21 protein-coding genes are annotated in these 18,711 nt (G+C 62.7%); 13 read left to right on the top strand and 8 right to left on the bottom strand.

Annotation, left to right across the window (positions count from 1 at the left end; all coding sequences use genetic code 11):
* Nucleotides 1–15 precede the first annotated feature (15 nt).
* Complete coding sequence (locus ACF8K2_RS10265; RefSeq protein WP_186553915.1) at nucleotides 16–585, top strand: ACP phosphodiesterase; 570 nt, start codon at nucleotides 16–18, stop codon at nucleotides 583–585.
* Between the two features lie 72 nt (nucleotides 586–657).
* Here the strand turns inward: ACF8K2_RS10265 and ACF8K2_RS10260 are convergent, their stop codons facing one another.
* Both ACF8K2_RS10260 and olsB read right to left on the bottom strand, forming a co-directional pair.
* Complete coding sequence (locus ACF8K2_RS10260; RefSeq protein WP_392464661.1) at nucleotides 658–1,446, bottom strand: lysophospholipid acyltransferase family protein; 789 nt, start codon at nucleotides 1,444–1,446, stop codon at nucleotides 658–660.
* Complete coding sequence (gene olsB, locus ACF8K2_RS10255; protein WP_186553917.1) at nucleotides 1,446–2,201, bottom strand: L-ornithine N(alpha)-acyltransferase; 756 nt, start codon at nucleotides 2,199–2,201, stop codon at nucleotides 1,446–1,448. The genes ACF8K2_RS10260 and olsB overlap by 1 nt, the downstream gene beginning before the upstream one ends.
* A gap of 135 nt (nucleotides 2,202–2,336) precedes the next feature.
* On the opposite strand from olsB, the gene ACF8K2_RS10250 reads away from it, so the two are divergent.
* The 6 genes from ACF8K2_RS10250 to ACF8K2_RS10225 all read left to right on the top strand — a co-directional run bounded on the left by ACF8K2_RS10250 (nucleotide 2,337) and on the right by ACF8K2_RS10225 (nucleotide 7,151).
* Nucleotides 2,337–3,224, top strand: a complete 888-nt coding sequence (locus tag ACF8K2_RS10250; protein WP_392464660.1) for an acyl-CoA dehydrogenase — start codon at nucleotides 2,337–2,339, stop codon at nucleotides 3,222–3,224.
* Between the two features lie 42 nt (nucleotides 3,225–3,266).
* Nucleotides 3,267–4,355: a serine hydrolase domain-containing protein gene (locus ACF8K2_RS10245; protein WP_392464658.1), complete on the top strand. Its 1,089-nt coding sequence runs from the start codon at nucleotides 3,267–3,269 to the stop codon at nucleotides 4,353–4,355.
* Nucleotides 4,352–4,648 carry an amidase gene (locus ACF8K2_RS10240; protein WP_392464657.1) on the top strand — a complete coding sequence of 99 codons (297 nt, stop codon included), beginning with the start codon at nucleotides 4,352–4,354 and terminating at the stop codon, nucleotides 4,646–4,648. The genes ACF8K2_RS10245 and ACF8K2_RS10240 overlap by 4 nt, the downstream gene beginning before the upstream one ends.
* 44 nt (nucleotides 4,649–4,692) lie before the next feature.
* A complete protein-coding gene (locus ACF8K2_RS10235) occupies nucleotides 4,693–5,274 on the top strand; it encodes a YceI family protein (protein WP_264236535.1) in 582 nt (193 codons plus the stop codon).
* A gap of 1 nt (nucleotide 5,275) precedes the next feature.
* Nucleotides 5,276–6,433, top strand: coding sequence for a phosphatidylserine/phosphatidylglycerophosphate/cardiolipin synthase family protein (locus ACF8K2_RS10230; protein ID WP_368972822.1), 1,158 nt, complete (start codon nucleotides 5,276–5,278; stop codon nucleotides 6,431–6,433).
* Nucleotides 6,434–6,572: 139 nt separating this feature from the next.
* Nucleotides 6,573–7,151: a DJ-1/PfpI family protein gene (locus ACF8K2_RS10225; RefSeq protein WP_264236537.1), complete on the top strand. Its 579-nt coding sequence runs from the start codon at nucleotides 6,573–6,575 to the stop codon at nucleotides 7,149–7,151.
* A gap of 71 nt (nucleotides 7,152–7,222) precedes the next feature.
* On the opposite strand, the gene ACF8K2_RS10220 is transcribed toward ACF8K2_RS10225, so the two are convergent.
* The gene (locus ACF8K2_RS10220; RefSeq protein ID WP_392464656.1) at nucleotides 7,223–8,746 is read right to left on the bottom strand and encodes a fumarate hydratase; all 1,524 of its coding nucleotides are present in this window, start codon (nucleotides 8,744–8,746) and stop codon (nucleotides 7,223–7,225) included.
* Between the two features lie 250 nt (nucleotides 8,747–8,996).
* On the opposite strand from ACF8K2_RS10220, the gene ACF8K2_RS10215 reads away from it, so the two are divergent.
* The gene (locus ACF8K2_RS10215; RefSeq protein ID WP_392464653.1) at nucleotides 8,997–9,917 is read left to right on the top strand and encodes an iron-sulfur-binding ferredoxin reductase; all 921 of its coding nucleotides are present in this window, start codon (nucleotides 8,997–8,999) and stop codon (nucleotides 9,915–9,917) included.
* A gap of 140 nt (nucleotides 9,918–10,057) precedes the next feature.
* Here the strand turns inward: ACF8K2_RS10215 and pyk are convergent, their stop codons facing one another.
* Nucleotides 10,058–11,512 (bottom strand): pyruvate kinase, encoded by a 1,455-nt coding sequence (gene pyk / locus ACF8K2_RS10210; protein WP_392464652.1) that lies wholly within the window; start codon nucleotides 11,510–11,512, stop codon nucleotides 10,058–10,060.
* 181 nt (nucleotides 11,513–11,693) lie between these two features.
* Here pyk and ACF8K2_RS10205 point away from each other — a divergent pair, with 181 nt between their 5' ends.
* The 3 genes from ACF8K2_RS10205 (at nucleotide 11,694) to sbcB (ending at nucleotide 14,083) form a co-directional block, all read left to right on the top strand.
* Nucleotides 11,694–12,080: a tol-pal system YbgF family protein gene (locus ACF8K2_RS10205; RefSeq protein WP_392464650.1), complete on the top strand. Its 387-nt coding sequence runs from the start codon at nucleotides 11,694–11,696 to the stop codon at nucleotides 12,078–12,080.
* 122 nt (nucleotides 12,081–12,202) lie between these two features.
* Nucleotides 12,203–12,562 (top strand): PilZ domain-containing protein, encoded by a 360-nt coding sequence (locus tag ACF8K2_RS10200; protein ID WP_312153048.1) that lies wholly within the window; start codon nucleotides 12,203–12,205, stop codon nucleotides 12,560–12,562.
* Between the two features lie 90 nt (nucleotides 12,563–12,652).
* On the top strand, nucleotides 12,653–14,083 hold the full coding sequence (gene sbcB / locus ACF8K2_RS10195) for an exodeoxyribonuclease I (protein ID WP_392464649.1): 1,431 nt from the start codon (nucleotides 12,653–12,655) through the stop codon (nucleotides 14,081–14,083).
* A gap of 65 nt (nucleotides 14,084–14,148) precedes the next feature.
* On the opposite strand, the gene mvaT is transcribed toward sbcB, so the two are convergent.
* Entirely contained in the window at nucleotides 14,149–14,526 is a 378-nt protein-coding gene (mvaT, locus tag ACF8K2_RS10190) for a histone-like nucleoid-structuring protein MvaT (protein ID WP_186553930.1), read from the bottom strand.
* Between the two features lie 300 nt (nucleotides 14,527–14,826).
* Between mvaT and purU the strand changes: the two genes are divergently transcribed.
* Both purU and ACF8K2_RS10180 read left to right on the top strand, forming a co-directional pair.
* A complete protein-coding gene (purU, locus tag ACF8K2_RS10185) occupies nucleotides 14,827–15,678 on the top strand; it encodes a formyltetrahydrofolate deformylase (RefSeq protein ID WP_186553931.1) in 852 nt (283 codons plus the stop codon).
* Between the two features lie 16 nt (nucleotides 15,679–15,694).
* Nucleotides 15,695–15,931 (top strand): hypothetical protein, encoded by a 237-nt coding sequence (locus ACF8K2_RS10180; RefSeq protein WP_372353339.1) that lies wholly within the window; start codon nucleotides 15,695–15,697, stop codon nucleotides 15,929–15,931.
* Here the strand turns inward: ACF8K2_RS10180 and ACF8K2_RS10175 are convergent.
* Genes ACF8K2_RS10175 through ACF8K2_RS10165 form a run of 3 tightly spaced genes read right to left on the bottom strand, consistent with a single transcriptional unit; the run spans nucleotide 15,834 to nucleotide 18,707 of the window.
* Nucleotides 15,834–16,829 (bottom strand): lysylphosphatidylglycerol synthase transmembrane domain-containing protein, encoded by a 996-nt coding sequence (locus ACF8K2_RS10175; protein WP_264236544.1) that lies wholly within the window; start codon nucleotides 16,827–16,829, stop codon nucleotides 15,834–15,836. The genes ACF8K2_RS10180 and ACF8K2_RS10175 overlap by 98 nt on opposite strands.
* On the bottom strand, nucleotides 16,826–17,593 hold the full coding sequence (locus tag ACF8K2_RS10170) for a DUF2334 domain-containing protein (RefSeq protein WP_368972826.1): 768 nt from the start codon (nucleotides 17,591–17,593) through the stop codon (nucleotides 16,826–16,828). The genes ACF8K2_RS10175 and ACF8K2_RS10170 overlap by 4 nt, the downstream gene beginning before the upstream one ends.
* Nucleotides 17,586–18,707: a glycosyltransferase family 4 protein gene (locus tag ACF8K2_RS10165; RefSeq protein WP_392464646.1), complete on the bottom strand. Its 1,122-nt coding sequence runs from the start codon at nucleotides 18,705–18,707 to the stop codon at nucleotides 17,586–17,588. The genes ACF8K2_RS10170 and ACF8K2_RS10165 overlap by 8 nt, the downstream gene beginning before the upstream one ends.
* Nucleotides 18,708–18,711: the final 4 nt, after the last annotated feature.

Below are 18,711 nucleotides of genomic sequence, written 5' to 3'. Positions count from 1 at the left end.
GCTAGACTTGGCGCCATGAACTACCTCGCACACTTGCACCTGGGCGGCCAGCAGCCGCAGCAATTGCTCGGCAGCCTGTATGGCGATTTCGTCAAAGGCGGCTTGCAAGGGCGCTTTCCACCGATGCTGGAGGCGGCGATTCGGCTGCACCGGCACATCGACAGTTTTACCGACAGCCACCCGCTGGTGCTGGCGTCGCTGGCGCGTTTTCCCCGTGAGCGGCGGCGTTATGCCGGGATCGTCCTGGATGTGTTTTTCGATCATTGCCTGGCGCGGCATTGGCAGGACTATGCCGAGCAGCCATTGGCACAGTTCACCCACGGGTTCTATCAGGTGTTGCTGGCCGAGCCTGAGCTGCCGGGGCGTTTGGCGCAGATTGCGCCGTTGATGGCGGCGGATGACTGGCTGGGGGCTTATGGAGATTTCGCGACGCTGGAGCAGGTGTTCAAGGGTATCGCCCGGCGCTTGTCGCGGCCTGAGGGGATGGCGGGGGTGATGGGCGAGTTGGACGAGTTGTATGAGCCGTTACTGGCGGACTTTCGTGAGTTTTATCCGCAGTTGCAGGCATTTGCGGCCGGCCGTTGATGATGTGTCAGCAGACCCGGCCTCTTCGCGCCGAACCGCCGCGAAGAGGCCGGTACTGATTTCAACAGACCATCAGGCCGCACGTGCCTGTCGGCGAGGCGCCACCTCGATTTCTTCAGCACCGAACAGCGCCATATGAATGGCCTGCTGCGCCTGTAAGGCCAGGACCGCACGTTCTTTTTCCAGGCTGTCGATCGGTGGCAACAGGTGAATCTGCACCTGCCCACGCGGCTGAGCAAACAAACGCATCAAGTGCGACAGCAGGTCATCATCGCCAATGAACGGCGCGATCGAGTCGACCTCACCTTCACGCAAGTACTGAATCGCCACCGGCTGCACCGGCGTCCCCTGGTCAATCGCACCCGCCAGCAGGCGGCCATGGAAGGTGCGCAAGCTGCGCCCATCGGTGGTGGTGCCTTCGGGGAAAATCAGTAAAGGCCGCTGCTGAGCCAATTGCGCGCTGATCTGCTCACGCAGGCGTTGGCCATCACCACCGCCGCGGCGAATGAACAACGTCCCGGCTTTCTCTGCCAGCCAGCCCGCCAATGGCCAGTGACGAACCTCGGCCTTGGACAGAAATGACAGCGGAGTGAGCATGCCCAGCAGCGGAATGTCAGTCCAGGACACGTGGTTGCCGATCCACAACATGGGGCGTTGCGGTAACTCGCCGATCACCTGCACCTCAAAGGGCAGGGCGGCGACCAGCCGTTGCATGAAAAACTGGCTCCAGCGCTGGCGTCGCTCGATCGACATCTCCAGCCCCAGGCGTTCGCGTACAGCCGCCACGCTAGCCATGCCAGCGCCGAGCAACAGCACCATCAGCAACCGGGCCAGGCGGGCGATCACCCGCAGCCGCAGCATCAGACCGCTGCCTTGAAGTGGCGGGCGTAGCGCGGGCAGAGATCGTCGCGCTTGAGCAGGATGAACACGTCGGCGACTTGGAAGTCTTCGTCCCAGCAGGGCTCGCCGCAGATCTTCGCGCCCAGGCGCATGTAGGCCTTGAGCAATGGCGGCATCTCGGCGATGACATTGTTCGGCAGGGCCAGGCTTGGCAGCGGCTTCTTCGGCTCGGCGCGCAAGTGTTCGGTGCACAGGTAGCGCTCACGCAGGCGCTGCATGATGGCGTGGGCCTGCACGCCGCCGTCCTGCATGGGGATGCTGGCGCAGCCCATCAGGTAGCTGTAATGGCCTTCGTTGAGGACTTCGGCCAGCTCGCCCCAGAGTACCGCAATGGTGCCGCCGTTGCGGTACTCGGCGGCGACGCAGGTGCGGCCCAGTTCGAGAATCGGGCCTTGCAGCTGCAGCAGGCCATGCAGGCTGAATTCTTCTTCGCTGTAGAAGCGACCCAGGCTGCTGGCGGCCTGGTGGTCGAGCAGGCGGGTGGTGGCGACCAATTCGCCCGTAGTCAGGTCGCGTACGCCAATGTGGCGGCAGTGGATATCGTAGTCATCCATGTCCAGGCCCTGTTCGGCGCCTTTGAGCTTGGCCTTGAATTCGGCGCTGAACACCTTGAAACGCAGAGCCTGTGCTTCCTGCAGGGCCGCAGCGCCGACCAGGCGTTCGGCTTGCAGACGGCGTTCAGTGCTGTTGTCGCCAGAGCGAGCGATCCGAGTCATTACGAGTCTCCATAAGCCAGCCATTAAGGGTTGCGGCCGGTCGGCTTTGTTGTGCAAAGTCAGCCTAGGTACGCCTGGTGTCACCTCGGTGAATCTTTGGTGATGCTTGCGTGACAGCCTTTTAAGGAGCGTCTGATGGCCTGGTTGCAACGACTTAACGACCCACTACGCCAACCCCTGGCCGCCAGCCTTGGGCAAACCTATGCCGCGCAGCTCGAACGCCTGGGCACCGTTGCGCCGTTCGAATTGGCGGTGCTCGGCGGGCGGGCCATGGCCACCCCGGGGCTGGCGTTCCTGATCGGCTATCAGGCGGCCTTGCGCGTGCTCTGGCCCAGCGCCCCGGCCGCGCTCGGCGCGTTGTGCGCCACCGAGCGGCGCAGCGTGCGTCCGGCAGATATGCACAGCCGCCTGGAGGGCTTGCGTGTGACCGGGCGCAAGGACTTCGTCACCGCCGGGCTCGAAGCTGAATGGCTGCTGGTGGCGGCGCGTTGCGAAGCTGCGGGCGAGTCTGCTCAGTTGAAGCTGGCGGTGGTTTACCCAGGTGAGCCGGGGGTAACCCTGGAGGCGTTGCCGACCCTGCCGCTGATGCCCGAAGTCGGCCATGCTCGCCTGACCTTGCAGCACGCCGCCTGCGAGCTGCTGGCGGGCGATGGCTGGGACGCCTACGTCAAGCCGTTCCGTTCTCTGGAAGATCTGTATGTACTGGCCGCTCTGGTGGCCTGGTTGTATGGCGTCGGCCAGGAAAGTGCCTGGCCCCAGGCGTTGCAACTGCGTCTGCTGGGCCTGCTCGGCGGCTGCGCTGAAGGTAGCCGGCAGTGCGCCGACAGTGTGGGCTGCCATCTGTTGTTAGGCGGCCTGTTCGCCCAGTTCCACGCCTTGCGTGGCGAGCTCGACCAAGCCTTGGCCGCAGGGCCTGAGCAGTGGGCGCAGTTGTGGCAGCGCGACCAGGGCGTGCTGGCCCTGGCCACTGCCGCACGGGATAAGCGCTTGGCCAAGGCCTGGGCCGCCGTCGGACTGTCATGAAACGCTGCCAGGCTCGCCTGATCGTAGATGAGAGGGCGGGGCATGCGCGTGTTTCGCGGTGGGCTGTGGCTGCTGTCGCTGCTGGCCTGTGCGGCGCCAGCGCAGGACTGGCCTGTACCTGACTGGCAAAGCCAACCTACTGCCATCGACTGGCGGCCCGTCGACGACTATGCCTTCCCCGAACGCAACGAGACCGAGCGCAGTGGCGTGCGTAGCGATGCACTGCTGATCATTCGTGATGGCCGCATCCTGTATGAGCGCTACTACGCGCCGACTGCAGCCAATACCTCGCACTTGACTTGGTCGGTGAGCAAAAGCGTGCTGGCCACGCTGCTCGGCGTAGCTTATGGCCAACAGCGGTTCCGGCTAGAAGATCAGGCAGCGCGCTTCTACCCACCTTTGGCCAAGCACCCTGAGCTGCGCCTGGTCGATCTGTTGCACTGGGCAAGCGGCCTGGCCTGGCAGGAGGATTACGAATACGCCCCGCTGAAATCTTCGGTGGTGGCCATGCTCTATACCCGCGGTCGCCAGGATATGGCGGCCTACACGGCGGCAATGGCTGCTGACCAGGCGCCAGGCCAGCGCAGTCGCTATTCCAGCGGCGACAGCAACCTGCTGGCCGCTGCCTTGCGCGGGATGCTCGACCCGCAGCAGTACGCCAGCTACCCCTGGCAAGCGCTGTTCATCCCGCTGGGCATCGACAGTGCCGTGTGGGAACGCGATCGCGCCGGGACCTTTGTCGGCTCCTCCTATCTGTACCTGAGCGCCCGCGACTTGGGACGCATCGGTTTGCTGATGCTCCGGGAAGGTCGGTGGCAAGATCGGCAATTGCTACCCGTCGATTGGGTCGCCTTCAATCGAGCACTGTTTGCTCATGCGCAAGCTATCGAGGGTGAGGCCAACCCGGGCGGCCACTGGTGGCTCAACCGACCAGTGCCGGGCCATCCGCCACCCTGGCCAGACGCCCCGCAAGATGTGTACGCCGCGCTCGGCCACTGGGGGCAGGCGCTGTATGTACTGCCGAGCCAGAAACTGGTGGTGGTGCGCTATGGCGATGATCGCGATCGCAGCTACAGCCACAACGCGTTGCTCAAGCGGGTCCTGGCGGCGGTGGCTGGGGAGGGTAGATGAGGCGCGTGCTGTGGCTGTTAGTTGCCTTGCTGCTGGCGTGGACCTGGCATGAGCGGCAAGCGCTAGCGGACTTCCCGGGGATTCTCTCAGCCTACTCGGCCAAGGAGTACTGCTCGTGCCGCTTCGTCATGGGCTTGGACGAGCACTACTGTCGAGTTTATGTGCAGCAGTACCTGCCGCTCACTCGCCTGCAAGAGGACAGCGCCACCCGTTTGGTTATCGCCGAGGGCCTTGGCCGCAGCAATCAAGCCGCTTGGCAGGGCCCGCGTGAGGGCTGCCGCTTGCTGCCGTGAAGGCGGGCGAGTAAGGTTGAACGCTTTGTTTCACAGGATTTTCCATGTTCAAGTTTGCCCGCCTCCTGCCTGCCCTGCTGCTGGCTTTGTGCCTGCCCGCTCACGCCAACTGGCACCTCGACGGCGAGTCGTCGCGCTTGTCATTTGTCACAGGCAAGAATGGCGACACCATCGAGGTGCATCGCTTCCTGGTGCTGCATGGCAAGGTCGACCGCAAGGGCACGGCAGGGCTGAGCATCGAGATGGATTCGGTGAGCAGCGGCATTCCACTGCGCGACGAGCGTATGCGCGATGGCTTGTTCGAGTTCGAGCGCTTCCCCGAGGCCACGGTCAAGGCGCAGATCGATCTACGCCCGATCAACGACCTGGCTGACGGTGCGCAGATCGAGTTGCGCTTGCCGGTCACCGTCACCCTGCACGGCCAGTCGCACAGCTACAACGCCCTGCTGCTGGCCACCCGTCTGGATGAGCGGCGTTTCCAGGTGGTCACCCTCGAACCGCTGATCCTGCGCGCCAGTGATTATGGTCTGCTGCCGGGCCTTGAGAGCCTGCGCAAATTTGCCAAGCTCAACTCGATCAACCCGTCGGTGCCGGTCAATGCGGTGCTGATCTTCACCGCCCGCTGACATGCCGGGGCCGGTCTTTCCCTGGCGCGATGGCAACCAGTTCGAACTGCTGATCGACGGCCCCGCGTTTTTTCCGCGCATGCTCACGGCGATCGTGCGCGCCCAGCACCAGGTTGACCTGGAGTTGTACCTGGTTGAGGCCGGTGCCTGTGCCGAGGCGGTAGTCGACGCGCTGGAGCAGGCAGCACGGCGAGGCGTGCGGGTGCGCTGCCTGTTCGATGACTATGGCTCATTGGCGTTTACCTCGGCACTGCGCGAGCGCTTGCTCAGCGCTGGGGTGCTGCTGCGCTGGTACAACCGGCTGAACTGGCGTCGCGGTTTTCGCAATCTTTATCGCGACCACCGCAAGCTACTGCTGGTCGATGAGCGCTGGGCGGTGGTGGGCGGGACCGGGGTCACCGATGAGTTCTGGACCCCGGACGCCGATGCCAGCGAATGGCACGAAGTGATGGTGCAGATGCAGGGGCCGATCGTCAGTGACTGGCAACTGTTGTTCGATCGCCAATGGCACGCCAACAACCGCCGCACGGCCTGGCGCCCGCCTGAGGGCTTCGGTCTGCCGCGCTTGCCGAAAGTGCCGGCGCAGGGTCAGGGCATGGGCCGGGTGGCCTACGCCGATGCCCGCCAGCACCGCGACATCCTCCATTCGCTGGTACGTGCGCTGAACAGCGGCCAGCGCCGGATCTGGCTGGCGACGCCGTATTTCCTGCCGACCTGGAGCGTGCGCCGCTCCCTGCGCCGGGCGGCGTCACGCGGGATCGATGTGCGTCTGCTGCTGACCGGCCCGCGCACCGATCACCCGTCGGTGCGCTATGCCGGTCATCGCTACTATCCGCGCTTGCTCCGCTCGGGGGTGCGCATCTTTGAGTATCAGCCGTGCTTTTTGCACCTGAAGATGGTGCTGATCGACGATTGGGTCAGCGTCGGCTCGTGCAACTTTGACCATTGGAACCTGCGCTTCAATCTGGAGGCCAATGTCGAGGCGCTCGACCCGCCCTTGACGGCGGCGGTGGCGGCCAGCTTCGAGCGGGATTTCCTCCTGAGCCAGGAGGTCGACCTGGATCACTGGAATGCGCGCCCGCTCTGGCGCCGGGTCAAGCAACGGGTGTGGGGATGGCTGGATCGGTTGGTGGTGTTGTTGCTCGATCGGCGCAGCTGAGCGCGGTTTTACCAGCTATCGTTGGCGTTCCTGCTGGCTTATTTAATGTGTCTGCACCAGCCTCTTCGCGGGGCCTGTGGGAGCGGGCTTGCCCCGCAATGAGGCCGGCACAGACACCCCAAACAGAGAGGTGCTTGCAATGACGGCAAAGAAAATTCTCATGCTGGTGGGCGACTACGTCGAGGATTACGAGGTAATGGTGCCGTTCCAGGCCCTGACCATGGTCGGCCATACCGTGCACGCAGTCTGCCCGGAAAAAATCGCCGGGCAGACCGTACGCACGGCGATCCATGACTTTGAAGGTGAGCAGACCTACAGCGAAAAACCTGGGCACAACTTTGCCCTGAACTTTGATTTCGTGCAGGTGCGAGCAGAAAGCTACGATGCCTTGGTGATCCCCGGTGGGCGTGCGCCTGAGTACCTGCGGCTGAATGAACAGGTGCTGGCTTTGGTCAAGGCGTTCGATCAGGCCAACAAACCGATTGCAGCGGTCTGTCACGGTGCCCAGCTTCTAGCTGCTGCCGGTGTGCTGGAGGGCCGGGAGTGCAGTGCCTATCCTGCCTGCGCGCCTGAGGTGAAGTTGGCTGGCGGCACGTTCATCGATATCGCGGTGGATCAGGCCCATGTCGAGGGCAATCTGGTTACGGCGCCCGCCTGGCCGGCACATCCTGCTTGGTTGGCGGCGTTTCTCAAGGTGCTCGGGACCAGGATTTCCTGACTGGCCGGCAGATCGCGATCAAAAAAAAACCGCCCATGTAGGGCGGTTCTTCTATACCCAGCGAAGTGGAGTTACTTAACTTCTACCGCCAGGCTTTCAGCGATCTTGCTCTGCCAAAGTGCGGGACCGGTGATGTGCACCGACTCACCGTTGCTGTCCACCGCGACGGTGACCGGCATGTCCTTGACCTCGAACTCGTAGATCGCTTCCATGCCCAGTTCGGCAAAGGCCAGCACCTTCGATTTACGGATCGCTTGAGCTACCAGGTAGGCAGCGCCGCCAACGGCCATCAGGTACACGGCCTTGTTGTCCTTGATCGCCTCGATCGCGGTCGGGCCGCGCTCGGACTTGCCGATCATGCCCAGCAGGCCAGTTTGCTCAAGGATCTGGCGAGTGAACTTGTCCATCCGCGTTGCGGTGGTCGGGCCGGCTGGGCCAACCACTTCGTCACCGACCGGATCGACTGGGCCGACGTAGTAGATGAAGCGGCCTTTCAGATCGACCGGCAGCTCTTCGCCACGGTTGAGCATTTCGACCATGCGCTTGTGCGCCGCATCGCGGCCAGTGAGCATCTTGCCGTTGAGCAGGATGGTCTCGCCCGGCTTCCAGCTGGCGACTTCTTCTGGGGTGATGTTGTCCAGGTTGACCCGGCGGGCGCTTGGACCGGCTTCCCAGACGATTTCCGGGTAGGCGTCCAGCGACGGCGCTTCCAGCTCGGCGGGGCCAGAACCGTCGAGCACGAAGTGAGCGTGACGGGTGGCGGCGCAGTTAGGGATCATGTACACCGGCAACGAGGCGGCGTGGGTTGGGTAGTCCATGATCTTGACGTCGAGCACGGTGGTCAGGCCGCCCAGGCCCTGGGCGCCGATGCCCAGTTGGTTGACCTTGTCGAACAGCTCCAGGCGGATCTCTTCGATGCGGTTCTGCGGGCCACGGGCCTTGAGCTCATGGATGTCGATGGATTCCATCAACACTTCCTTGGCCATGACCGCGGCTTTCTCGGCGGTGCCGCCGATGCCGATGCCGAGCATCCCAGGCGGGCACCAGCCAGCGCCCATGGTCGGCACGGTCTTCAGGACCCAGTCGACGATCGAGTCGGATGGGTTGAGCATGGCCATTTTCGACTTGTTTTCCGAGCCGCCGCCCTTGGCTGCGACATCGACTTCGACCTTGTCGCCAGGGACGATCGAGTAGTGGATGACGGCCGGGGTGTTGTCCTTGGTGTTCTTGCGAGCACCGGCCGGGTCGGCCAGGATCGAGGCGCGCAGGACGTTTTCAGGCAGGTTGTAGGCGCGACGCACACCTTCGTTGATCATGTCGTCGACGCTCAGGGTGGCGCCGTCCCAACGCACGTCCATGCCGACGCGCACGAACACGGTAACGATACCGGTGTCCTGGCAGATCGGGCGGTGGCCAGTGGCGCACATGCGCGAGTTGATCAGGATCTGGGCGATCGAATCGCGCGCAGCAGGCGACTCTTCACGCAGGTAGGCCTCGTGCATCGCCTGGATGAAGTCGACGGGGTGGTAGTACGAGATGAATTGCAGGGCGTCGGCAACGCTCTGAATCAGGTCGTCTTGCTTGATCACGGTCATGCAGCGCGCTCCTCTTAAAGACGGGAACATTCGTAAAGGCTTTTCGACGCTGCACACCTGCGCGTCGAAACGCCTGGCAAGGCGTCGGCAGGTCAGGCCGACGCAAAAAAGGCGCGGCAGTATAGCGCGCATCGGTGGCCGAAACACCTGCGGGTGGTCTGGACCATGGTCGGCAAGCGACGGGCACCCTTTTTGCTGCCGCTGCCCGCTTGCCTTAGAGTGGCGCTGTAGACCCGGAGAAATGATGACCATGGCTGAACTCAGTGTCGGCGAGCGCCGCTGGACGGTGCCCACTGGCAGCAACCTGCTCGATGCCTTGAACGAGGCGGGGTTGAATGTGCCCTACAGCTGCCGCGCCGGCAGTTGTCACGCTTGCCTGGTACATTGCCTGGAGGGGCAACCGGCGGATGCCTTGCCCGAAGCCCTGGCACTGGAAAAACATGCACAGGGTTGGCGCCTGGCCTGCCAGTGCCGGGTAGTGGGCGACTTGCGCGTGGCGGTGTTCGACCCGCTGCAGGAGGGGATTCCCGCGCAGGTCTGCGCGATGGACTGGTTAGGTGATGTGTTGCGCTTGCGCCTGCGGCCCGAGCGGGTGCTGCGTTACCAGGCCGGCCAGCATGTGGTGCTGTGGAACGGTTCGGTCGCGCGGCCTTATTCGCTGGCAAGCCTGCCGGGTGAAGATGATTTTCTCGAGTTTCATATCGACTGCCAGCGGCCAGGGGCTTTTTGCGACAGGGCCCGTGGGCTGCAAGTGGGTAATGTGTTGCGCCTGGGCGAGCTCAGAGGCGGGGCGCTGCATTACGACCCCGATTGGCAGGCGCGACCGCTCTGGTTGCTGGCGGCGGGTACAGGGCTTGCGCCATTGTGGGGCATCCTGCGTGAGGCTTTGCGGCAGGGGCATCGGGGTGAAATCAGGGTGATGCATGTGGCGCGTGACCACGCAGGGCATTACCTGGCCGAGACGCTGGAGGCTATTGAAGGGGTGGCTGTCGAGCGGGTGCTGGCGCAGCAGCTGGATGAATCACTGTCGGCATTGCGGCCGTCGTCACGGCAGACCGTGGCGCTGGTGTGCGGCTCGCCGGGGAGTGTGGAGCGGTTTGCGCGGCGGCTGTTTATTGCGGGGGTGCCGAGGAATCAGGTGTTTGCCGATGTGTTTGTCGAGCATGCCTGATTTTTTGCGGTGTTCATGCGGGCCTCTTCGCGGGGCAAGCCCGCTCCCACAGAAAACCTGCTGCCCTTGAGTTCAGTGGGTTGTCTGTGGGAGCGGGCTTGTCCCGCGAAAGGGCCGCAGAGCGGCCCCTTCGCAGGCTATCAGCCGACCAGCGGATCACCGACATGCAGGATCTTCATGCCGTTGGTGCCACCAATGGTGTGGTAGCTGTCGCCCTTGGTCAGGATGACCCAGTCACCTTGCTCGACCAGGCCGCGCTTGAGCAGCTCATCGACCGCCGCTTGGCTGACCTTGTCGGCCGGCAGCGAAGCCGGGTCGAACGCGATCGGGTAGACGCCGCGGAACATCGAGGCGCGCGCTTGGGTAGCGCGGTGCGGCGACAGGGCGAAGATCGGCACGTGCGAACGCAGGCGCGACATGATCAGCGGGGTGTAGCCACTTTCGGTGAGGGCGATGATCGCCTTGACGCCGGGGAAGTGGTTGGCGGTGTACATCGCAGCCAGCGCGATGCTTTCGTCGCAGCGCTCGAAGGTGGTGTGCAGGCGGTGGCTGGATTTCTGGTTGGTCGGGTGCTTCTCGGCACCCTGGCAGATCCGCGCCATGGCCTGGACCGCCTCGATCGGGTAAGCACCGGCGGCGCTTTCGGCCGAGAGCATGACCGCGTCGGTGTTGTCGAGCACGGCGTTGGCCACGTCGGACACTTCTGCGCGGGTCGGCATCGGGTTCTGGATCATCGACTCCATCATCTGGGTCGCGACGATCACCGCTTTGTTGTTGCGGCGGGCGTGCTGGATGATCTTCTTCTGGATACCGATCAGTTCGGCGTCGCCGATTTCCACACCCAGGTCACCACGGGCGACCATGACGGCGTCGGAGGCGGCGATCAGGGCGTCGAGGGTCTCGTCGTCGGCCACGGCTTCGGCGCGCTCGATCTTGGCCACCAGCCAGGCGCTGCCGCCGGCTTCGTCACGCAGCTTGCGGGCGTATTCCATGTCCTTGGCATCGCGCGGGAAGGACACGGCCAGGTAGTCCAGGTCCATTTCTGCGGCCAGCTTGATGTCGGCCTTGTCTTTTTCGGTCAGGGCCGGTGCGGTCAGGCCGCCGCCTTTGCGGTTGATGCCTTTGTGGTCCGACAGCGGGCCACCGACGATCACCACGCAGTGCAGGGCATCGGCAGTGGCGGTCTCGACGCGCATGACCACGCGGCCGTCATCGAGCAGCAGTTCGTCACCGACGCCGCAGTCCTTGACCAGGTCGGGATAGTCGATACCGACGATGTCCTGGTTGCCTTCGGTCAGCGGGTGGACGGTGGAGAAGGTGAAGGGGTCACCGATCTTCAGTTCAATGCGCTTGTTGCTGAACTTGGCGATGCGGATCTTCGGACCCTGCAGGTCGCCCAGCAGTGCGACATGGCGACCATTCTTGGCAGCGATCTCGCGGATCAGGCGAGCGCGGGCCTTGTGCTCGTCCGGAGTGCCGTGGGAGAAGTTCAGGCGTGCCACGTCCAGGCCGGCCAGGATCAATTGCTCGATCACTTCCGGCGAGTTGCTGGCGGGGCCAAGGGTGGCGACGATTTTGGTACGGCGGATGGTCATGCACAGACTCCTATAGTGAAGCGCAGCGAAAGGCTACTCCTCAATTGCGCTGTAGTCATTGTTCCGTTGCACTACCTTGCATCCTGCACGGGTGGCATTTGAACGGTGGGGGTATCCTTGCAAATGCCTGTGAAGATTTGCCGTATCTGGCCGATACACTGCCTAGCAAAGGAGATTCCCCATGCGAGCCCTGATCGTTTTAGCTGTCGCGGCCAGTGTCGTCGGCTGCACCCGGTGGTCGATGGACCATCATCTGAACAATGCCTACCGTGCCTATGATCGCGGCGACTGCCAGCGGGTCATGCTGGAGCTGTCCCAGGTCGATCGCACCAGTCGCGCCCGGCCGTTCATCCACCCGGAAGTGTCGCTGTTGCGGGGCCAGTGCCTTGAGCGGCAAAAGCTCTACGTCGATGCTGCCCAGACCTATGAATACTTGATCCAGCGTTACCCGCAAAACGAGTACGCCTACCGTGCCCGTGCACGCCTGCAGACCCTTGAAAAGCTGGGGCATTACCGCATTGGCGAAGCAGCGGCGGTCAACCCGGTCAGGACTAGCCCTTGGCGTTAACACCAATGTGTCCTTGATTTCACGAGATTTGCACTGCGTGCTGGGCTAATCTGTCTCTTAGATGTAACAGCAACCGCCAGTACCTCGTATTCCTGGCCCGGGTACGGACAACCATTGCGATCATGTTCATTCAGCGCCACATCCAACGTCACCAGCTGCCTTGTGTGCTCAAGGTGTACAACCGCTTTACCGATCAAGAGATCGGCTACCTGGGCAATGCCTCGGAAGACGGACTGATGTTGATCAGCACTTTACCGATCTTGGTCGGGCCGGACTTCGAATTGCAGCTGCGGGTGCCGTTGGCGGGCGGTGGGCATCAGTTCATCAATCTCACCGCCAGTTGCCTGTGGTGCCGCGAAGACCAGACGCCCGGACATTACGACTCGGGCTTCATGCTGTTGCAGGCGCCGCGCGAGTACGACGACTTCGTGCATTCTCTTCGTGACTTCTTCAGTTTTCGCCCTGCCAACGCCTCGGCCTGAGGCATGTGGACACATCGTGCCAGGATTGGGGATTCGATTTAGCGGCGCAGGCCGCTAGACTCACGGTCGACCTAGCTACAGGAAGACCCCGTGACCTCCAGCATCTTCTGGCACGACTACGAAACCACCGGAATCAATCCGCGCTGCGACCGCCCGTTGCAGATGGCGGGTGTGCGCACTGATTTTGAACTCAACGAAATCGACGCGCCGGTCAACCTCTATTGCCGCCCCTCGGACGATATCCTGCCGCACCCGGCGGCGTGCCTGGTCACCGGTATCACCCCGGCGGAACTGGCCAGCAAAGGGCTGTGCGAAGCTGAGTTCATGACCCGCGTGCATGAGCAGCTGGTGCGCCCCGGCACCTGCGGCGCGGGCTACAACACCTTGCGTTTCGATGACGAGGTCACCCGCTACAGCCTCTACCGCAACTTCTTCGACCCCTATGCCCGTGAATGGCAGGGCGGCAACAGCCGCTGGGATCTGATCGACATCGTGCGCACCGCCTATGCCCTTCGTCCTGAGGGGATTGTCTGGCCGCAGCAGGACGGTCGCACCAGCTTGCGCCTGGAATTGCTCAGCAAGGCCAATGGCATCGATCACGGCCATGCGCACGAGGCGCTTTCCGACGTGCGGGCAACCATTGCGTTGGCGAGACTGATCCGTGACAAACAGCCCAAGCTGTATGACTGGCTGTTTGAGTTGCGCAGCAAGCACAAAGTCATGGAGCACATTCGCCTGTTGCAGCCGTTGGTGCATATCTCGGGGCGCTTTTCCGCCGAGCGCAATTATATTGGCGTGGTCTTGCCATTGGCCTGGCACCCGCGCAACCGCAATGCACTGATTGTGTGCGACCTGCACTTGGAAACCTTACCTTTAATACGGGAAAGCGCCGAAACATTACGTGAGCGGTTATACACTCGGCGCGATGATCTCAGCGCCGGGCAATTACCGGTGCCACTGAAGTTGGTGCATATCAATCGCTGCCCAGTACTGGCGCCATTGAAGGTGTTGCGACCGGCCGATCAAGCACGGCTGGGTATTGACCTGGCAATGTTGCAATCACGTGGCGAGGCCTTGGCCAGTCAACAGAGCAGTTGGCAAGATAAGCTCGAACACATTTACAGCGGGGAAGAATTCCCGCCGTGCGAAGATCCCGAACAACAATTGTATGACGGTTTTATCGGTGATCGCGATCGGCGCCTGTGCGAACAGGTGCGGGTGGTCGACCCAGCGCAACTGGGTCGTTCGCAGTGGATGTTCGATGACCCGCGGCTACCTGAGTTGTTGTTCCGCTACCGCGCGCGAAATTTCTTTGAAACATTGAATGAGCAGGAGCAGCAACGCTGGCTGCTATTTTGCCAGCAGCGGTTGAGCGATCCGCGCTGGGGCGCGCCCAACACCCTGGGTGACTTCGAGCAGGCTTGCCAGAGCAGTTGGGCCACGGCCGACGAGGCGGGGCGCCGCGTGCTGGAGGCCTGGCAGGTGCATGTCCAACAACTGAAGACGCAGTTGCAGCTGTAATGTGATTGAGCAAATAAAAACGCCGGCATCAGCCGGCGTGTTTTGCAAAGCGGGTCGCAGACATATTAGTCCAGCAGGGTCGCCCAGCTTTCAACCACATCGCCACCCCATTTGGCTTTCCACTCTTTCAGGGTTTTGTGGTTGCCGCCTTTGGTTTCGATCACTTCACCGTTGTGCGGGTTTTTGTATTGCTTGACCTTACGCGCACGCTTGGTGCTGGTGGTCTTGGCGGCGCCACGTGGGGCTTTGCTCAGTTTGGCTTCTGGGTCGAGCAGGGCAATTACGTCACGCAGCGACTTGGAGTATTCGCCCATCAGGGTGCGCAGCTTGCCTTCGAATTCCAGCTCTTTTTTCAGCTTGTCATCTTGCGACAGGTTGGCCAGACGCGCTTGCAGTTCTTTGATGGCTTCTTCGGTAGCGCGGTATTCGTTGATCAGGGACATGGCGTGTTCCTTAATGCATGTTCAGAGAGACAGTGTGGGCCAATAATAGACAGGCGATTCTCGCAAGTAAACAATTAATCAGGTAATAAACTGTAATCGACTCGGCAATAACAAGATTCTTTGGTTAAGAAAAATTTACATATGACTTGCCGGTCTCATCAGAACCGATGTGCTTAAGGTCTAATTGTCGCGGCGGCGGCTGCAGGGCTGGCCCGGTCCGGGCAGGCGCCGATGATTACTGCGTTTTTCCTGGCAGCTCGTTAGAATATGCGCCTTTGCGAAGTTCTTGGAGTCTCCCTCATGCGCACCTATCGACTGGTGATTGCCTGCCCCGACCGTGTCGGCATCGTGGCGAAAGTCAGTAATTTCCTGGCCTTGTACAATGGCTGGATCAACGAAGCCAGCCACCACTCCGACGAGCAGAGCGGTTGGTTCTTCATGCGTCATGAGATCCGTGCCGAGTCGCTGCCGTTTGGCATCGAGGCGTTCCGTGAAGCCTTCGCGCCTATCGCCGAAGAGTTCTCGATGATCTGGCGCGTGACTGACTCTGCGCAGAAAAAACGCGTGGTGCTGATGGCCAGCCGCGAGTCGCACTGCCTGGCGGACTTGTTGCACCGCTGGCACACCGATGAGTTGGATTGCGATATCCCCTGCGTGATTTCCAACCACAATGACCTGCGCAGCATGGTCGAGTGGCACGGTATTCCGTTCTTCCACGTTCCGGTCGATCCAAAGGATAAACAGCCGGCGTTCGCCGAAGTGTCGCGCCTGGTCGAAGAGCATGGCGCCGATGTGGTGGTGCTGGCGCGTTACATGCAAATCCTGCCGCCGCAGTTGTGCGAGCAGTTTGCTGAGCGGGTGATCAACATCCACCACAGCTTCCTGCCGTCCTTCGTCGGCGCAAAGCCTTATCACCAGGCGGCACTGCGTGGGGTCAAGCTGATCGGCGCGACCTGCCACTACGTTACCGAAGAACTGGATGCCGGCCCGATCATCGAGCAGGACGTGGTTCGCGTTAACCATGCCGACAGCATCGAAGACATGGTCCGCTTTGGGCGTGACGTCGAGAAAATGGTATTGGCGCGCGGCCTGCGTTATCACCTGGAAGACCGCGTCCTGGTGCATGGCAACAAGACCGTGGTGTTCGATTAAGCAAGAGGGCGGGCCGATGGCTGATCCACGCGACAAGGCCGGCGCCAAGGCGCCACCCACCTTGGGCGAAGGCTGCCTGGCCCGCTTCGACCCCGAGGCGCTAAGCGCCGAGGATGGCACCGAATTCCCCGGCGCCGCCGCCCTGTGGCGCCAGCTCAACCCGCCTGATGGCGCCGCCAGCGCTCCAGCAGCGGACGCGCCAGCAGGCAAACGAACACCGGGCCGCCCGCCAGCAGATAAAAGTAGTAGGTAACCGCGCGCCAGATCAGGATCGCGGCGGCCGCGGTCGAGCTGCCCACCAACGGCGTCAACAGGCTCGCCGAGGTCAGCTCGGCGGCACCTGCGCCACCTGGCAGCAGGCTGAACTGGCCGGCGCTGAGCGAGAGCATCTGCACCAGGAAGCTCGGTATCCACGACAGCTCCACGCCCAATCCGCGCAATACCAGGTACAGCACGCTGTAGCGCAGGCTCCAATGCACACAGGTCAGGCTGAACACCAGCGCCAAGGTCCGTTTGGGTAGCCGCCAGGTTTCGGCCAGGGCATGCACGAAATGCAGCACCTTGCGCGCCCAGCGCCGGCGTCGATGCACGGCCATGCCCAGTCGCCGCAAAAGCCGGCCATTGAAGCGCATGACGGCGCGCCGATAGCGCAGCAGGCCCACCACACACCCCAAGGCGATACACAGCATCAGCGCGCTGCCCAGCAGCATGCTTTCTTGACTGTGTCCCAGGCTGTGGAATAGCGCATAACCGGCGATGGCCAGCATGGCGCAGAAGAAGAACAGCAAATCGTTCAACTGATCCATGGCGAACACCGCGCCACTGCGCGCTGGGCCGATCCGTTCACGTGCCAGCAGGGCCATCAAGGTCAAGGGGCCGCCGCTGCCTGCGGGGGTGGTGCAGATGGCGAACTCGGTGGCCATGATTACCCCAAGGCTGCGCACCCGGCCTAATTGAGCGCCTTGCTGGCCGAGTAGCAGGCGCAGGCGCAGGGCATTGATAATCCAGCACAGCAGGATCATCCCCAGCAGCGTCAGCATCAGTTCAGGGGCGAAGGTTTTCAGTCTTGGCAGCAACTCGCTGCCCCCCAGCAGGGCTGGCACCAGCACGGCGAACAGCAGCGCCAGGGCCAACCAGCCGAGGCGATTCATGCTGCGATCTGGCGTTCGAGCCAGGCCGACTTGGTCAAGGGTTGGCGACCTTGCGCCATCAGCGTTTGCAGTGCGTTTAGCCAATAGTTTCGAGAGCTGGGGTGGCGCATGTCGACAGGATGCAGGCCCAGGCGCACGGTCGACGCTTCATGCCAACGTCGCCGCTGCCAGTCGCAAACCACTCGTGACAGGCCTCGGCGCCAGGCGCTGCGGGCGCTCCAGACCAATCCAGGGGCTTCGATCGCGGTGAACTCAGGCAAGCGGTACAGGTGCTGTGGTGTGCTGGTATAGCGCAACGGCAACTGGCGCAGCGCCTGGCGCGTGCCTTCGCTCATCAACCAGGCCGGGGCAACGAAGCCTGCCACCGGCCAGCCCTGGTTATTGAACAGCTCAAGCCCAGCTTGCAGGCGTTGCATCGCCTGGGCTTGATCGAGCCCGTAGAACTCGCCTTCATGGGTGTAGATCCGGCGCATGAAATAGTCGCGGCTGCTGCGTGGCGGCGGGCCGTCGTCGGCATGGTAATAGCCATGCAGGGCCAGCTCGTCACCTTGGCGCAAGCGTCGCTCGAGCAGTTGGCAGAAGCTGGGTGAACGGCTCAGGGGGTTGCGACGATGAAAGTCCGGGACCACCAGCCACGTCATGGGCACATCGCCCAGTTGGTCGACGGCCTCGACGAAGGGCTGGTAGTCGGGCCAGGTCTCGGGGGCAACATCGTGCAACACCAGCATCAGGCTGCGTGGGCTAGGATTGGCCGGTTCAGGCATGGGCGCGGACCTGTGGCTGGTGGCCGAGAACCGCCTGGTAGTGCTGCAGCAGGCCGTTGACCACGTTGTCCCAGGAATAATGCTGCTCGACATGCCGGCGCGCCTGCAGGCCCAGTTTGCGCACGCCGTCTTCGAAGACTTCGCGTACGGTCGCCGCCATTGCCAGGCTGTCGTTCGGCGCGCAGAGGCGGCCACATTGCTCGTTGACGATCTCGCTAAACGCGCCGGCACGCACTGCCACCACTGGGGTGGCGCTGGCCATGGCCTCAAGGATGACCAGACCGAAGGTTTCCTGGTCGCCGGCGTGCACCAGCAGGTCGGCGCTGGCGATCAGCCGGGCGACTTCCTGTGGGGCGCAGAACTGATTGATCACACTGACGTTGTCCGGCACGTTGGCCGGCATCCCTGAGCCCACCAGCAGCAGGTGATAGTGGCGGCCCAGCTGGCGCATGCAGTCGAGCAGGACCGGCAGGTTCTTCTCGCGCGAACCGCGCCCGGCGAACACCAGCAGGCGGGTGGTGTCGGCGATGCCCAGTTCAGCACGCAGACGGCTGTCGCGATGTTCGGGGTTGAAGGTTGTGAGATCGACGCCCAACCGCTGTACGTGCACTTCCCTGACGCCGAGCCTGCGCAGTTTATCGGCCATCACCTGGCTTGGCGCCAGGACCCGGTCGAAGTTGCCGTAGAGCTTGCTGACGTAGGCTTCGACATTGGGCGTGAACCAGTTGCCCATGCGGTTGCCGACCAGCAGCGGCAGGTCGGAGTGGTAGAAGCCGATCACCGGCACCTCAAGCTTGCGCCGCGCCTCCAGTGCCGCCCAAGCGGTCAAATAGGGGTCGCCCACTTCAATCAAGTCGGGTTGCAGTTCGCGCAGTACGTTGCACCAAGGCGCCAGGCGGACCGGGAAACGGTAGCCTTTGCCAAACGGCAGGGGCGGGGCGGGGACTTGGTACACGCCATCGGTATGGCTGGCGCTGGCGCCGGGGATCAACAGGCTGTGACGTACGCCAGGCATGGCATCGAGGCGGCGGTGTTTGGCATCAAGATAGGTACGTACGCCGCCGCTGGCCGGGGCGTAGAACATGGTGATGTCAGCAATGTGCACGATCAGCATCCCT

The sequence above is a fragment of the Pseudomonas sp. xss_2 genome, from assembly GCF_043104195.1.
GTDB classification, from domain to species: domain Bacteria; phylum Pseudomonadota; class Gammaproteobacteria; order Pseudomonadales; family Pseudomonadaceae; genus Aquipseudomonas; species Aquipseudomonas urmiensis.
The sequence above is the reverse complement of the archived record's forward strand: the minus strand, read 5'-3'. Positions and strand labels throughout refer to the sequence as shown.